This window comes from Eisenbergiella massiliensis (assembly GCF_003435485.1).
The window spans coordinates 287,593-303,593 of sequence record NZ_QVLV01000002.1 but is presented as its reverse complement, the minus strand read 5'-3'; the positions used below and the strand labels follow the sequence as shown (position 1 = coordinate 303,593).

Annotated in this window: 14 protein-coding genes; 11 read left to right on the top strand and 3 right to left on the bottom strand. The window is 51.6% G+C overall.

All coding sequences use genetic code 11. The features are described 5' to 3' along the window. Window positions 1–4: 4 nt before the first annotated feature. The 9 genes from DXC51_RS03945 to DXC51_RS03905 all read left to right on the top strand — a co-directional run bounded on the left by DXC51_RS03945 (window position 5) and on the right by DXC51_RS03905 (window position 9,730). Window positions 5–1,258 (top strand): NAD(P)/FAD-dependent oxidoreductase, encoded by a 1,254-nt coding sequence (locus tag DXC51_RS03945; RefSeq protein WP_117544016.1) that lies wholly within the window; start codon window positions 5–7, stop codon window positions 1,256–1,258. Beyond that, a complete protein-coding gene (locus tag DXC51_RS03940; protein ID WP_117543767.1) occupies window positions 1,255–1,623 on the top strand; it encodes a DUF1667 domain-containing protein in 369 nt (122 codons plus the stop codon). Before DXC51_RS03945 ends, DXC51_RS03940 begins: the two co-directional genes overlap by 4 nt. Further along, on the top strand, window positions 1,620–3,350 hold the full coding sequence (locus tag DXC51_RS03935) for an FAD-binding oxidoreductase (protein ID WP_021635906.1): 1,731 nt from the start codon (window positions 1,620–1,622) through the stop codon (window positions 3,348–3,350). Before DXC51_RS03940 ends, DXC51_RS03935 begins: the two co-directional genes overlap by 4 nt. Before the next feature lie 36 nt (window positions 3,351–3,386). Next, window positions 3,387–4,967 (top strand): FGGY-family carbohydrate kinase, encoded by a 1,581-nt coding sequence (locus tag DXC51_RS03930; RefSeq protein ID WP_117543765.1) that lies wholly within the window; start codon window positions 3,387–3,389, stop codon window positions 4,965–4,967. 285 nt (window positions 4,968–5,252) lie between these two features. Continuing rightward, on the top strand, window positions 5,253–5,930 hold the full coding sequence (gene sdaAB, locus DXC51_RS03925; protein WP_025489736.1) for an L-serine ammonia-lyase, iron-sulfur-dependent subunit beta: 678 nt from the start codon (window positions 5,253–5,255) through the stop codon (window positions 5,928–5,930). A 106-nt stretch (window positions 5,931–6,036) separates the two neighbouring features. Then, window positions 6,037–6,921 carry an L-serine ammonia-lyase, iron-sulfur-dependent, subunit alpha gene (sdaAA, locus tag DXC51_RS03920; RefSeq protein WP_035321724.1) on the top strand — a complete coding sequence of 295 codons (885 nt, stop codon included), beginning with the start codon at window positions 6,037–6,039 and terminating at the stop codon, window positions 6,919–6,921. Then, a complete protein-coding gene (locus DXC51_RS03915) occupies window positions 6,918–7,712 on the top strand; it encodes a polysaccharide deacetylase family protein (RefSeq protein WP_021635902.1) in 795 nt (264 codons plus the stop codon). The genes sdaAA and DXC51_RS03915 overlap by 4 nt, the downstream gene beginning before the upstream one ends. Window positions 7,713–7,885: 173 nt before the next feature. Then, the gene (locus DXC51_RS03910; RefSeq protein ID WP_025489739.1) at window positions 7,886–8,785 is read left to right on the top strand and encodes a DegV family protein; all 900 of its coding nucleotides are present in this window, start codon (window positions 7,886–7,888) and stop codon (window positions 8,783–8,785) included. Window positions 8,786–8,878: 93 nt separating this feature from the next. Next, window positions 8,879–9,730 (top strand): DegV family protein, encoded by an 852-nt coding sequence (locus DXC51_RS03905; RefSeq protein WP_117543763.1) that lies wholly within the window; start codon window positions 8,879–8,881, stop codon window positions 9,728–9,730. 124 nt (window positions 9,731–9,854) lie between these two features. On the opposite strand, the gene DXC51_RS03900 is transcribed toward DXC51_RS03905, so the two are convergent. The 3 genes from DXC51_RS03900 to DXC51_RS03890 form a co-directional block, all read right to left on the bottom strand. After that, window positions 9,855–10,679: a TraX family protein gene (locus DXC51_RS03900; RefSeq protein ID WP_243003118.1), complete on the bottom strand. Its 825-nt coding sequence runs from the start codon at window positions 10,677–10,679 to the stop codon at window positions 9,855–9,857. Between the two features lie 106 nt (window positions 10,680–10,785). After that, window positions 10,786–12,087, bottom strand: a complete 1,302-nt coding sequence (locus DXC51_RS03895; protein ID WP_117543761.1) for an alanine/glycine:cation symporter family protein — start codon at window positions 12,085–12,087, stop codon at window positions 10,786–10,788. Between the two features lie 113 nt (window positions 12,088–12,200). Beyond that, window positions 12,201–13,313: an SLC13 family permease gene (locus DXC51_RS03890; protein WP_021635895.1), complete on the bottom strand. Its 1,113-nt coding sequence runs from the start codon at window positions 13,311–13,313 to the stop codon at window positions 12,201–12,203. Between the two features lie 341 nt (window positions 13,314–13,654). Here DXC51_RS03890 and DXC51_RS03885 point away from each other — a divergent pair, with 341 nt between their 5' ends. Next, on the top strand, window positions 13,655–14,998 hold the full coding sequence (locus DXC51_RS03885; protein ID WP_044915340.1) for an MATE family efflux transporter: 1,344 nt from the start codon (window positions 13,655–13,657) through the stop codon (window positions 14,996–14,998). Between the two features lie 44 nt (window positions 14,999–15,042). Beyond that, entirely contained in the window at window positions 15,043–15,873 is an 831-nt protein-coding gene (locus tag DXC51_RS03880; RefSeq protein WP_117543759.1) for a class I SAM-dependent methyltransferase, read from the top strand. Window positions 15,874–16,001: the final 128 nt, after the last annotated feature.

Here is a 16,001-nt window from a genome sequence, read left to right as displayed (position 1 = left end):
AGATTTGGAAGAATATGATGTTTGTGTGATAGGGGGCGGTCCTGCGGGGCTGGCGGCTGCAATTGCCGCAGATAAGGAAGGGGCCCGGGTGCTGCTGATTGAACGGGAGGATCGGCTGGGGGGAATTCTGAAGCAGTGTATCCATGACGGCTTCGGCCTGGTGCGGTTCGGGGAAATGCTCACCGGGCCTGAATATGCGGAACGCTTTATAGAAGAGTTTGAGCGGCGGGAAATCGCTTGCCGGATTCAGGCTTTTGTGACTCAGATACATAAGGAAGAACAGGGCTTTGCCATCAGTGTGGTGGACCGGACGGGAGTGAACGGTATACGCGCCCGTGCGGTAGTGCTGGCAACCGGCTGCAGGGAACGGACGGCCAGGCAGGTTTTCATCCATGGAACCAGGCCTGCGGGGATTTTTACAGCGGGATGCGCCCAGCATTTCGTCAATCTTCTGGGCGAAATGGTGACGAAACGCTGCGTGATCCTGGGAAGCGGCGACATAGGCCTGATCATGGCACGCAGGCTGACGCTGGAGGGGGCAAAGGTGCTGGGGGTCTATGAAGTGAAGCCGGAGCCTTCCGGGCTGACCAGAAATATCCGACAGTGCCTGGAGGATTATCAGATTCCGCTGTTCCTTTCCCATACGGTAACGAGAGTTTTTGGCCAGGAACGGCTGGAGGCCGTGGAAATCGCCCGTGTGGACGATAAAATGAAGCCCATTGCAGGAACGGCAAAAAGGATAAGCTGCGATGCCCTCATCCTTTCCGTCGGCCTGATCCCGGAAAATGAAATCGCAGAACAGCTGGGAGTGACCATGGACACGGCGGCCAAAGGCCCGATATGCGACGATTTCCTGATGACTGATGTGGAAGGAGTGTTTACCTGCGGGAATGCCATGCATGTAAATGATCTGGTTGACTATGTGTCCGAAAGCGGCGAGCGGGCGGGAAAAAACGCGGCCCATTATACCCGCCGCCAAAGAGAATACATAACGCTGGAAACGGATCCTTCTCTGCTTTACCTGGTGCCTCAGAGGGTGGAAGCGGCGTCAGGGCAGCCTGTTGTGCTGTATTTCAGAAGCAGCCGAAGCTTGGACAGGGCGGTATTGGAAATTCATGACGGAGAACATATTCTTTTCCAAAAGGAATATGAGGATTTGAAACCGCCGGAAATGGAAAGGATGACTCTGGATTTAAAAAAACTGGGGAGAACAGCGGGATCCCGCCTGTTATTTACCCTGAGAGGAGGCGGCGGATGAAAGAGCTTACCTGTATTGTCTGTCCCAACGGCTGCCGGCTTATGGTGGAGGAAGCGGAAGGCGGGTTTAGGGTCACAGGGAACCGGTGCAAAAGAGGGGAAGAATTTGCGGTCAGGGAGATGACAGCTCCCACAAGAAGCGTATGCTCCACCGTGCGGACCATTTATCCCAAGGTGCCGGTGATCCCGGTAAGGACAGCGTCCCAGATACCCAGGGAAATGATATTCCGGGTGATGGAGGAAATCAATAAGGCGCTGATAACCGGGCCTGTGGGAAGAGGAGAAACGGTGATACCTGATGTATGCGGCCTGGGTGTGGATGTGATAGCCACCAGCAATATTTTGAAATGGAAAGGGGTAACATGAGCAAACCATATAAAGAATTTGAACCGGCCTGGGTGAAAGAGCCGGCGCCAAAGGACAGCTACCGTTCTGTTTTCCGGTGGGGAGATCCTGATTTTGTGAAATATCCCAAGGAATCCCTGTACAAAATGATGAAGGAAAAGTTCGGAATGACGGACGAGGATTTTAAAGCGTATGACGGGGATATCGGCATGGACCGGGTGGAGCTGAATGCGCCGTGCCGTCTGGCGCCGGAGCATATCCGGGCGTTTAAGGACATTGTTGGGGCGGATTTTGTCACCACGGACGATTACCCCCGCCTGGCGGTGGCTTATGGGAAAACCGGATATGACGCGCTGCGGCTGCGCCAGAAACGCATTGACTGCCTGCCGGATGTGGTGGTGTATCCGGATACCACGGAGCAGATAGAAAAAATTGTGGCTTACTGTACGGCGCACAAAATACCACTCTATGTTTACGGCGGCGGCAGCAGCGTAACCAGAGGCGTGGAACCGGTGAAGGGCGGTGTTTCCCTGGATATGAGGCTGCGGTACAATAAGGTGCTTTCCTTTAATGAAACGGATCAGACCATCACTGTACAGACCGGGATGTCAGGGCCGAAGCTGGAAGAAACCCTGAACCGGGCGCCGGAGCTGTTCGGGGCGAAAAGAGCCTATACCTGCGGACATTTTCCCCAGTCCTTTGAATACAGCAGCGTAGGCGGCTGGGTGGTTACCAGAGGCGCCGGACAGAACAGCACCTATTACGGCTGCATTACGGATATTGTCATGAGCCAGAAATATGCCACGCCGGTGGGAACCATTCAGACAAGCGGTTATCCCAGGGAGGCCACCGGACCCAATCTGAACCAGATTATGATGGGCGGCGAAGGCACCTTCGGCGTACTGACGGAGGTGACACTGAAGGTATTCCGCTATATGCCGGAAAACAGGAAGCGTTTTTCCTTTATTTTCCATGACTGGGAAACGGGGATGGCGGCGGCCAGGGAAATGATGCAGTGTGAAGCCGGTTTTTCCTCCGTGTTCCGCCTTTCCGATCCGGAGGAAACCAATCTGATGCTGCGGCTCTACAACGTGGATGAAACACCGCTGCAGAAGCTGTTCGATTTAAGGGGCTACAAGGATATGGAGCGCTGCCTTTTCCTGGGCTTTACGGACGGGGAAAAGGGATTTTCCAGGAACGTGGCAAAAAATATAAAACGAATCGCCAGGCAGTTCGGTGGCATGAGCTTAACCTCCTATGTGACAAAAAGCTGGGAGCACGGACGTTTTACCGATCCCTATCTCAGGGATACCATGCTGGATTTCGGTGTGATGACAGATACGCTGGAGTGCACTGTCAACTGGTCCAATATGGCTAAAGTACACAGGGAGGTACGTGAGGTCTGTCATAAGCTGCCCAATACCATCGTCACAACCCATATGTCCCATTGCTATCCCCAGGGGGCAAACCTGTATTTCATATTTATTACCAGGATGGATGATGCGGAAAAATTCAGGGCTTACCACAGTACGATTCTGGACGCCATCCAGAAATCCGGCGCTGCCATGAGCCATCACCACGGCATCGGCAAGATGTTCGCACCCTGGCTGGAAGGACAGCTGGGAAGGACGGAATATGGGGTACTGTGTGCACTGAAAAATTATTTTGATCCGGACTACTGCATGAACCCGGGAGGAACGCTGGGCTTTGATGTCCCTGAGGAGGAAAAGCGTTTCCTGAAGGAGTGATGCAGGCGGAAAAGGGATGGAAAGCGGCGGGGGATTATGGAAGGAAAGCAATTCACGCAAGAGAAGCAAGAGAAAAAGGAACGGATTGTACTGGTTTTTGATGTGGGGACACAGAGCACCAGGGCGCTGCTTATCAATAACAGAGGCTCTATCCTGGCAAAGGCGCAGAAAAAGCATGAGCCGCCTTATGTTTCGCCGGATACGGACTATGCGGAGCAGGATGCGCAGTTTTATTACGGCAAGCTCTGTGAGGCAGCCCTGACACTGAAGGAAAAAGAGCCGGAGCGGTGGGCGCGTGTGGAGGCGGTTTCTCTGACGGCCATACGCAGTACCTGTGTCTGTGTGGATCGGGAAGGGACGCCCATCCGCCCGGCCTTTGTGTGGCTGGACAACAGGAAGGCGGAAGGGACGCCGCGCTTTTCCCAGCTCTCCAGAATCATGCTGAAGGCTGTGGGAATGGAGCAGACGGCCAATATGCAGTACCGGAAGGCCCAGTGCAACTGGATGCGGGAAAAAGAACCGGAGAACTGGGAAAAGACCTATAAATATCTGATGATAAGCGGCTATCTGATTTTCCGCCTGACGGGGAAGATGGTGGATTCCGCGGCCAGTATGGTGGGCAGGGTTCCCTTTGATCACCGGACGAGAACCTGGCAGAAAAAAAGTGATCTCACCAGGCCCGTCTTTCCCATTGAACCGGAAAAACTCTGTGAGATCGTGGAGCCGGGAGAGATGCTGGGACGTGTATCGGCAAAGGCAGCTGCGGATACGGGGCTGCCGGAGGGGCTGCCTCTCATTGCCTCAGGTTCGGATAAGGCCTGTGAAATCCTGGGATTAGGCTGCATTACGAAAGAAAAGGCGGCGATCAGCTTCGGAACTACGGCCACGGTAACCTTTACCACTGATGCCTATGTGGAGCCGGAACGTTTTATTCCGCCCTATGCGTCGGTGATGAGGGGACATTTTACGCCGGAGATAGAAATTTTCAGGGGCTACTGGCTGGTTTCCTGGTTCAAGCGGGAATTTGCCGCCAAGGAAATCGAAACGGCGCAGACTTTGGGAATTTCCGCGGAGGAGCTGCTGAACCGGCGGCTGAAGGAAGTGCCGGCAGGATGTGAGGGACTGATTTTTCAGCCCTATTTTACGCCGAATACCACCATGCCGGTGGCAAAAGGGGCTGTGATCGGATTTTCCGATGTGCATACCAGGATACATATTTACAGGGCCATAATTGAAGGGATTAATTTTGCGCTTATGGACGGGCTGAAGCTTCTGGAGAAGCAGTCAGGACATAAATTCCTTGAGATCTATGTGGGCGGCGGCGGGGCCCAGAGCGATGAAATCTGCCAGATTACGGCGGACATGTTCGGACTTCCCGTTATCCGCACACAGACCTTTGAGGTTTCCGGGATCGGAAGCGCTATTGCGGCCTTTGTGGGTATGGGAGAGTTTACAGACTATGAAGAAGCGGTGGGCAGCATGGTTTTCAAAAAAGATTTCTTTTCCCCGGATATGCAGCAGCATCAGATATACAATACGCTGTATGAAGAAATTTTCCGAAATATTTACGGACGCCTGTCTCCGCTATACCAGCGTCTGAACGATATTTATAAATAAGTTACTGTTCACTCCGTGACCAGTAACTGCATAAATCCATTAAAAATTGCCTGCGGCAATGGGATTTATGCACTCTTGAATCACTTTCTTACGTACTGTGCAGTAAATGCACAGTACTGTGTGAACAGTAACATAAATAACACAATTTGGCACAAAAGCTCTGAAAATGCTGGACATAAACGGCATGGCAAAGGTATAATAGAAACGGAAAAACAAATACTAACAGAACAGACAGGCCCTGCAGCTATCACAGGTTTGCAGGGCTCTTTTCAGGAGGAGCGTACGGTGAAGCATTATGGTGTTTTTGATATGATTGGTCCGGTGATGGTGGGGCCGTCCAGCAGCCATACGGCGGGTGCGGCCAGACTGGGCCTGCTTGCCAGGCATCTTTGCGGGGAGGATATAAAAAAGGCCCGCTTTTACATGCATGGTTCGTTTGCGGAGACCTATAAGGGGCACGGAACCGACAAGGCGCTTCTGGCGGGGATTCAGGGAATCCGGTACGATGATGAACGGCTGAAGCAGGCCTATGAGCTGGCGGCGGAAAAGGGGATTGAAGCGGAGTTTATTCCCGCGGATCTGGGAGATGTGCATCCGAATACCGTGCACATGGAGCTTATCACCCAAAGCGGCAGGCTTTTTACCATGACAGGAAGCAGTATCGGCGGCGGCAGCGTCTGCATTACAGAAATCGATGGCGTGACGGTGCAGTTTTCAGGGGAAAGACCGATTCTGGCCACCAAGCATACGGACGAGCCGGGGGTGATTGCGGGAATTACCGCGATTCTGTATGCCTATCGGATCAATATAGGAAATATGCAGGTGAACCGTACTGATGACGGCCGGACCGCATGTATGTATATGGAACTGGACGGGGAGCTTCCGGAGCATTTGAAAAATGCGCTGGAGAGGGTATATGGAGTGAAACAGGTACTGCTGCTCAATCCGGGGGATGTGGGCTGACGCCCGGCAGTGGCTGTGAAGGAACCGGACAGTTACGAAGAAAGAAAGGAGCTGTGCAGGTGTCCCGGGAAATGGGATGCCGGGAGGACAGCGGGCAGGGAAGATTATGTTTATACTGGATACGGAAAATCTGATCAATACATTAAAGGAAAACAATCAGACGCTGTGGGAATATGCACTGAATCAGGAGATGGAACGCAGCGGCAGGACAAGGGAAGAGCTCAGGGAACAGATGGACCAGTCGCTTTCTGTGATGGAGCGCTCCGCGCAGAAAGCGAGGAGGGAACCGGTGCGTTCCGTAAGCGGGCTGACCGGCGGTAATGCCTGCCTTTATGAGCAGTACCGTCAGGAAGGGAAAAGCCTTTTGGGAGAGGTGGCATCGCTGGCAGTGGGCATGGCTCTTTCCTGTTCGGAAATCAATGCTTCCATGCAGTGCATTGTGGCCTGCCCTACAGCCGGCTCCTGCGGTATCGTGCCTGCGGCTGTTCTGGCATGTGCGCAGAGCAGGGGACTGGATCGGGAATGTATGGTAAATGCTTTATTTACGGCTTCTGCCATAGGGATTATCATAGGCAGCCGGGCTACGGTTTCCGGAGCGGAAGGCGGGTGCCAGGCGGAATGCGGAGCGGCTGCGGCCATGGGGGCGGCGGCTGTTACGGAAATGCTGGGCGGCTCACCGGAGGCGGCATTCCATGCTGCGGCCATGGCTCTGAAAAATGTACTGGGACTTACCTGTGATCCGGTGGCCGGGCTTGTGGAAATCCCCTGTATTAAGAGGAATGCCTCCGGAGCCATGAATGCCCTGCTTTCTGCGGATCTGGCGCTGGCGGGAGTGAAGAGCTATATTCCCTTTGACGAGGTGGTGGACGCCATGTATGCCATAGGGAAGGCGATGCCCCAGTCAGTGAGGGAAACGGCCAAAGGCGGACTGGCGGTTACGCCTACGGGAATGCGGCTGAGACACGGTAACAACAAAGGAGAAGAAAAATGACGGTAAAGACGAATTTATTTCCCGGCGGGGTAAGACGCGCACTGACTATGAGCTATGATGACGGACAGCTTTTTGATGTCCGTCTGGCGGCTCTTTTTGACAAATACCATATCAGGGGAACCTTTCATCTTAACAGCGGCAATATCGGTAAGGAACGTTATGTAAAGGAATCGGTGCTGGCACAGCTGTACCGCAACCATGAGGTTTCCGTACATACGGTGACCCATCCTTATCTTACGCAGATCCCCGATACGGGTGTGCTTACGGAAATACTGGAGGATAAGAAAATGCTGGAGGCGGCCTGCGGCTATCCGGTACGCGGCATGTCTTACCCCTTCGGCGCATATTCGGAGCATGTAATCGAGCTGGCCCGCAGCTGCGGCATGGAATACAGCCGGACGGTGGAGGCCACAGGCCGGTTTGATCTTCCTGAGGATTTTATGAAATGGCATCCGACAGCCCATCATAACGGGGATTTGAAGGGACTCTGGAAGCAGTTTAAGGAACGGGATTTTGATCAGATGCTGCTTTTTTATGTCTGGGGCCACAGCTTTGAATTTGATGGTGCGGACAACTGGGAGGTAATGGAAGAATTCTGTAAAATGGCGGCGGATCAGGAGGACGTATGGTATGCCACGAACATCCAGATCAAGGATTATGTGACAGCAGCCAGAAGCCTGGTTTTCAGTACGGACATGCACATGGTATACAACCCGTCCGCTCTTGACGTCTGGATCAGTGTAGACGGTGAGCCCGTCTGCATCCGTGCCGGGAAGCTGTGGAAAAGATAGATGCTGTCCGGGCTGACCGTAATTTATCAGAGAATTTACTATAGAATGGCAGATTAGGCTTTACTGATAAGCGGAATAGTGGTAAAACTGTATTTGTGCGGCAAAGCAGCAGGACACGCCGATGTGTCTGCCTGGTTCGTTGCCCGCGGAAATCAACAGGAAAGTGAAAAAACATGGACAGCAATTTTCAGATTATCAGTGACGGCTCCTGCGATCTGCCTCCGGAGCTGGCAGAAAAAAAACACATTCGGGTGGTGCCTTTTTACGTGTCCTTCGATAATAAGAATTATCAGAAGGAAATTGAAGAGATTGGAATCCGGGAGTTTTATCAGAAGATGGTGGATAACCCGGGCGTTTATCCCAAATCCTCCCTCCCCTCCATCCAGGATTATTATGATGCCTTTGAAACGTACGCCAGGGAGAAGGTTCCGGTTTTCTGTATCTGCATCACCACAAAATTCAGCGGCTCCATGCAGTCGGCTCTGTCCGCAAAGGAGCTGATTCTGGAAGATTATCCTGAGGCGGTAATTACGGTGATGGATGCGACGGTGAATACGGTGCTTCAGGGGCTTCTGGTTCTTGAGGCGGCGGCCATGCAGGAGAGCGGGGCAGGGTATGAGGAAACGATTGCCAGGATCAAAGAAATCAGAAGCTCCGGCAGAATCTTTTTTACGGTAGGAAATATGGAATACCTGAAGGCCGGCGGAAGAATCGGCAAGGTGGCCGGCGCGGCAGGCGCCCTGCTTGGAATCAAGCCGATTATCACTCTGAAGGAGGGAGAAATATTTCCTTCGGGAATCGGTCGGGTGAGAAAGAAAACCATGCTGAAAACAATTGATCTGCTCCTTGCCTATCTGCATGAGAGGGCTGCGGATATCAGCCGCTATTCCATCGCCGTCGGTTACGGCTATGACATGGCGGAAGCGCAGGAGTACCGGGCGCTTGTCCTGGAACGCCTGCGCGGTGAATACGGCGAGGTGGCTCTGCCTGTTTACCAGATTGGGGCTACGATTGGAGTGCACACCGGCCCTTATCCGATTGGCCTTGGCATTGTGGAAAAAGCCCTGCTTTAAAGAGCGGCTAGAAAGCTGTGAAAGACGTAACAGGCATCTGGCCTGCTTGACGAATCGGGATGAAGGTACGTAAAAAAGAAAGGCATGGAGAAAATGAGTTCAATAAAAATTGTGGCGGACAGTACCTGTGATCTGTCACCTGAACTGATCCGGGATTATGGAATTACCATTCTTCCTTTGAATATTGTGCTGGATATGACAAGCTACAGTGATGGTGAAGAGATTTCCCCGGATGAGATTTATGTCTGGGCACAGGCCAATAAACGGACGCCGAAAACAGCGGCTGTCGCATTTGACAGGGCGCTTGCGCTTGTAAAGGGCATGAAGGAAAATCAGGAGGAAGTGATTTTTATCGGAATTTCCTCAGAAATGTCCACGACCTGCAATGTGATGCGGCTGGTAAAGGAGGAGCTGGAATATGACAGAATGTTTATCATTGATTCCAGGAACCTTTCCACAGGTATCGGCCTGCAGGTACTCCGGGCTGCGCAGCTGGCGCAGGAGGGCCGGAGCGCGGAAGAAATAGTAAAGGAAATCGAGGAAGCCCGTGACAAGGTGAGAGCAAGCTTTGTCGTGGAAAGACTGGATTACCTGGCAATGGGAGGAAGATGTTCCACTGTAACAGCCCTGCTTGGCGGGAAGCTGAACCTGAAGCCCAGGATTGAGGTCAGCCAGGGAAAAATGTCCGCCGGGAGGAAATACAGAGGCGCCCAGGATAAGGTCATCATGAAGTATGTGCAGGATATGCGTGACAACCTGCTGGCGGCGGACGGGCACAGGGTATTCATTACCCATTCCGGCTGCCCTGATGAGGTAATCCGGCAGGTACGGGATTTACTGGAGGGGTTGGAGCATTTTGAAGATATCCGGGTGACCAGGGCTGGCGGCGTAATTTCCAGCCATTGCGGGCCGGGAACGCTTGGCGTTTTATATTATGAGAAATAGTTACGGTAAATAAAGATATGGCGCGATTTATAGGAACATATGAATGAAATGTGCAAAAGGGGATACGGCTTCCGGGAAGGAAAACCATATCCCCTTTTGTAATACCCCCTTTTGCACAACGGCATCAGCCATTGTTTGCAAATATGTAATTCGCCAGCCAGAACAGCAGGAAGGTATGGGCGGGATAGAAAACATAGAAGAAATATTTCAGCCCGGGTCCCTTCTGCCTGTTATATCGCAGCATGAATGGCAGCGCAATGATCATCATCCACTGGGTAGCGTTTCCTGTCCCTGATGTAAACATTTCCGAACTGAACTGGTAAATACAGAATATGCTGTATACAACGCAGAGCCAGTCTTTCTTTTCACGCAGGAAGTACATCAGGACTCCCAGGACAATAAAGTCAAAGCCGTATTCATTCAGAACGAGGCTGGGGATGATTCCTGTCAGGGTATCCCCGCTTAAATTACCGGCAAAAGGAATAATGAAAGGAATAGTGTAATACAGGAATTGCACAAGGAATATGGCGATGAGCAGAAGCGTTCCCTTTTTTCTGTCCCGGAGGAACAGCTCAATCGTACTGATGATGACCCCGGTCAAAAACATGGGGAGGAAGATGTTATGATTGCCATAGCCGTTTTCCGTTACCATGAGACAGTTATCCAGGGCATAGCCAAAAACGGTCATAAAAATGCTCATCAGGTACAGGCGCAGCAGATAACGCTTCCTGTTTTTCGTATAGTGATATCCCCACACCATACAGAAAAGAAACAGGGGATAAGAGCCTCTCCCGAGCCATCGGAACCAAAAGGGGGCGGAAGGAAAATAATAACTGATGTGGTCGAGTACCATAAGGATTAAAGCAATCATTTTCAGTGTAAAGGTGGTCATGGCATCTTCTCCGATCTTTTTACCGATGGCGGCAATCGCTGTATGAAATATTTTCACCGGTTTTTATTAGAGTATATCCCGGAAAAATGAAAAAGCGGCCCTGGAAAAACCAAAGAATTTCTAAAGAAACTCTTTGATTTTCCGTAAAATTGGAACAGGGCGCTCAGATATGTATTTTTTTTCGCAGCGCAAACAGTGCCAGCACATTAGGGAAGACCATGATTCCATTAATCAGATCCGTAAATCCCCAGACCAGATCCATGGGGAGTACCGCGCCGATATAAATCATGACTATATAGCACAGATGATAGGAGATAATCCCGGTCTCCCCGAACAGGTATTCCACGGCGCGCTCCCCGTAGTAGCACCAGCCGATGAGGGTGGTAATGGCGAAGGCCACCAGAGCCAGGGACAAGAGCGGCGCGCCGCCGAAGGGGAGGTAGGTAAAGGCGGCGGAGGTGAGGCTGGCGGAGCCAAAGCCCCGGATGGATGCCGGGTTTTTCTGAATGTTGGTGACGATAACCAGCCCCGTAACCGCACACATGACTACAGTATCCCAGAAAACCGCCGTCATGGAAATCAGGCTTTGTCTTCTGGGATCCCTGGTTTCGGAGGAAGCTGCGGCAATGGCTGCGGTGCCGATGCCGGCTTCATTGGTGAACAGTCCCCTGGCAATGCCGAAGCGGGCGGCGCTTTGCAGCGTGCTTCCGATAAAACCGCCTGCGGCCGCTTTTGTCCGGAAGGCGCTGCTTACAATCAGCGATATTCCGGAGAGCAGGAAATCCCTGTTCAGGATAAGCAGATACAGACAACAGGCAATATAGAAGAAGCCCAGAGCCGGAACCATGCGGGTACAGAATTTGCCGATGGATTTGACGCCGCCCAGAATGACCAGGCCGGCGGTAAATGCTGCCAGAATGCCAATGATATGCGGTGATACGGGAGCAATGGTGTTTACCGCCTCCGTGATTGCGGAGGACTGTGTGGTGCAGCCCACCCCAAATGCGGCAAAGAGGGCACAGAGGGCGTAAACGATTCCCAGCCCCCGGCAGTGCAGCCCTTTTTCCAGGACATACATGGGACCGCCCACATAGGTTTTGTCAGGCTTCTGCTTTTTAAAAAGTACGCTGAGATAACATTCCGCATAGCAGGTAGCCATGCCAAGAATACCGGTTATCCAGCACCAGAACAACGCGCCGGGGCCGCCGATGGCAATTGCGGTGGAGACGCCCACAATATTACCGGTTCCAAGTGTTGCCGCAAGTGTTGTGGCAAGTGCTGCAAAACCGGACAGATTGGCGCCCTTTCCCTCTTTTTCCGGGGTTACGGACAGGCGTATGGCCTTCAGGGTGAGTTTTTGGGGGAACTTCAGTTTCGTGGTAAAATACAGATGGGCGGAGGAGAGGAGTATAAGAACGGGAAAACCCCACAGCAGTTGATTGATGTATTCCAGAATGGAAAGCATACGGGCCTCACAGTTTTTTCTATACTATATGCGGCCGGGGACAGGAATATGTATGCAGGCTGAGCGGCGGGAGGGGCTGCCAAGCCACCCGCCTGATGAGGGCAGAGCCCATCCTACAGAAGGAAAAGGGCAAGACAGGTAAGGGCTGCCAGGAAAACAAGGTTCAGCCCGGTGAAATGGGAAAGGTAGCGTCCTTTTTCGCATCCTGGCGTCTGTGCATATTGTTTATAGGAAATCAGGCTGGCCAGGGAAGCGATAAGCGTGCCCAGCCCTCCGATGTTCACGCCTACAAGCAGGGGCAGATAATTTTTCGTAAAACCGGAAAGCAGGATGGCGGCCGGTACATTGCTGATGCCCTGGCTGGCAAGAATGGCCACAGGAAGCTCATGGCCGGAAAGCACTGTGCGCAGAAGGTCAACGATCACAGGCAGACGCCCCATGTTTCCGATGAAGATAAAGAAAAATACAAAGGTCGCAAGCAGTCCGTAATCAGCTCTGCGCAGAAGCCCGCGGTCAGTAAAAAGCAGTACAACGGTAACGATGACAAGAACCGCCTGCCAGCATATTAAATGAAGCACACAGCCAAGGCACAGGAAGAACAGCAGCGTATATGTGATCAGGGGCCGCCGCCGCATCGGCCCGGTTTCCGCGAAAATCTCCTGCACATAAACCTTTTCTCCCGGCTTTAGGAACAAGAAAAGAAGAAGCAGCAGCGCGGAAAGCAGTGTATAGGGAAGCATGATTCCCAGGAATTCGGAAAAGCTCATGCCGGACAGACTGTAAAGATAAAGATTCTGCGGGTTGCCGATAGGAGTCAGCATACTGCCCAGATTGGCTGCAATGGTCTGCAGGACGATGACAAAAACCATCAGCTTTTCCTGTCCTGTAATTGTGAGAATCAGCACGGTAAAGGGGACAAAGGTAATCAGAGACACATCATTCGTAATAAGCATGCTCATAAAAAAACACAGGAATACAAGGACGCCCGCCAGCTGCCTTGTATTTTCCGTTTTAGACAGTACAAATACGGCCAGCTTCTGAAAAAAGCCGATTTGCTGGAAGCCGTTCATCACGCACATCAGGGAAAAAAGAAGGGCGAGAACGCGGAAATCTATGTAGGAAAAATAGGCGGTGTCCGGAGGAACCAGAAATGCGGAGATTATGGCAAGAATACCGGATATGTAAAGTACAGGATCTTTTTTGAATGCAGTACGTATTTTTTTCATTGGGAAACCTTTCTTCTGCAGGGGACCGGGGCTTATCCATCCCGTTTTTTTCGTTAAAAATTACAGCTGCCTGGTTACTTCACAGTTACTGCGCCCGCATCCAGACAGTTGCCAAATATTTACCATTGCCAATCATAATCCACAGAGAAAGGTTCGTCAATCGGCTTTTTGCCGAAAAAGCGACCACAAATTTGACGCATCGCTTATGGACAGGGCAATCATTGTAACGTACAATAAAAAGAACAGGAGTTTCAGGCGTGGTAATGCATAAATATTCATATGAGCTGTGGTTGTACGCATGGCTGCATTCCTCGCCGGAACGCAGATAATGGGGGGAGAAGATGAAAAAGTACAGTAAGGAAAATATACAGACGGTGCTGAAAATGGCATGGCCGTCCGTACTGGAGTCGTTTTTTGTTGCGCTTGTGGGAATGGTGGACTCTTTGATGGTAAGCCGCGTGGGCGCGCATGCGGTGGCTGCGGTGGGGTTGACTACCCAGCCGAAATTTATCGGACTTGCCATGTTTATTGCGGTGAATGTATCTGTATCCGCACTGGTTGCCAGACGCAAGGGGCAGAAGAACCGGAGGGGCGCCAATGAGGTTTTGTGCGCGGCGAGTGTGTTTGTTCTGGTGATGTCGGTGGCGGTCAGCCTGATCTGCGTGGCTTTTGCAGATCCGATCATCCGGCTGTGCGGTTCGGAGGAAGCTTCCCATGCGGAGGCCGTGCAGTATTTCAGAATCATTATGGGATTCATTATTTTTACTGTTGTCTCTCTGGTGGTTAACGCGGCACAGAGGGGGGCCGGAAATACAAAAATTGCCATGAAAACCAATGTGGCGGCCAATGTGGTAAATGTTATTTTTAACTATCTGCTGATAGAGGGGCATTTCGGCTTCCCTGCGCTGGGAGTTTCGGGAGCGGCCATCGCCACGGTAATCGGCAGCGTGGTGGGCTGCGTCATGAGCCTCGTAGCCGCCTGCAAGGGGGACTTTATCAGTATTCCTTATATGTGGAAGGAGAAAATACGGCCGACGCTGGAATCCGCAAAGAGCATGATAAAAATCGGTTCCAGTGTCCTGGCGGAACAGCTTCTCGTAAGAGTCGGCTTCCTTTCCGTGGCTGTAATGGCGGCAAAAATGGGAACAGCTGCCTTTGCGGCCCATCAGGTGGGAATGAATGTAATGAGCCTTTCCTTTTCCTTTGGGGATGGCATGCAGGTAGCGGCTGTGGCGCTTATCGGCCAGAGCCTTGGGGCAAAGGACGTGGAGATGGCAAAAAAATACGGAGGGATCTGCCAGAATATCGGGCGGATGATCGCCGTTGTGCTGGCGGTAATCTATCTGTCCTGCGGCGCATTCCTGTACCGGCTGTTCTTTACGGAACCGGAGATCATTGCCATGGGAGTGGAAATCATGCGGGTTATCGTGGTAGTGGTGCTGCTGCAGATTGCCCAGGTTATCTATATGGGCTGCCTGCGGGGCGCGGGAGATGTGATTTATACCACCATCGCTTCCACCATCAGCGTAACAATTGTAAGGCCCATTGCCAGCTATCTGCTCTGCTATACCGCCGGGCTGGGAATTATCGGTATCTGGTTCGGTGTCTGCGCCGATCAGCTGGTGCGGTTTATATTGACGAGCCTGCGGTTTAGATCGGGGAAGTGGACGAAGATTAAGATATAGGAAAAAGGAATGGCGTTCAACAGTAAGTAAGAAAGGCGGATAATATGAAATTACCGGCAGGACTGGATAAAAATGAGGAACGACAGAAAGAGCTCGTTGAAAACTGGAACAGCAGATCGGATGAATGGTATGCCCAGTGGGACTATGAAGCTTTATTCCGGGAGTTGGAAAAGGATCCTTATATCGCTTTTCCAAAGGCAATAGCGGCTGTGATGAAAGAATATGTTCCTGATTTGAAAGGTAAAAAAGTATGTGTCCCATCCTGCGGTGACAGTGTGGCTGTGTTCGGCTTTCAGGCGCTTGGGGCAAAAGTTACCGCCGCGGATATCTCCTGGAAACAGGTTGAAAATGGAAGAAAAATTGCTGAGCAGAGGGGCCTGGATATTACCTACTATTGTTCGGACAGCATGAAGCTGGAAGAACTGGTGGACGAAACCTTTGATTTGGTTTATACCTCTAATGGCGTGCATGTCTGGATACATGATTTGGGTACGATGTATCGGAACTTCCACCGGATACTGAAGGAAAATGGCCGCTATATTATGTTTGATACACATCCGTGGAGCCGCCCTTTTGATAAAAAGCTTCTGGGAAACGGCGAGTTCAGGATTAGGAAGCCCTACGAAGAGACAGGGCCTTTTCCTGGGGAGACTACCTTTGACTGGCGGATTCAGGATTTTGTAAATTCTCTGGCGGTATCCGGCTTTTTCATAGAGAGAATGGAAGAATTCCACAGTGTGATTGCTGATTTGCCTAACCATAATTATTTATATGAGGAAAAAGACACTGCATATGAGAACTTTGACTGGCATAAAAATCCCAGCGCTGCGCTTCCGCAGTGCCTGGGGCTGATTTGCCGGAAAATAAGTATTTGAAAAAATGGCAAACGGTAGCTGAATCATGACTTGGAATTACAGGTGGTACGTATGAAGAGGCGGGTAGAACCAAGAGCTTTCGGAACAGTACAATTGAATACGCGCGTTGTGACTTATGTGGGAAGAAG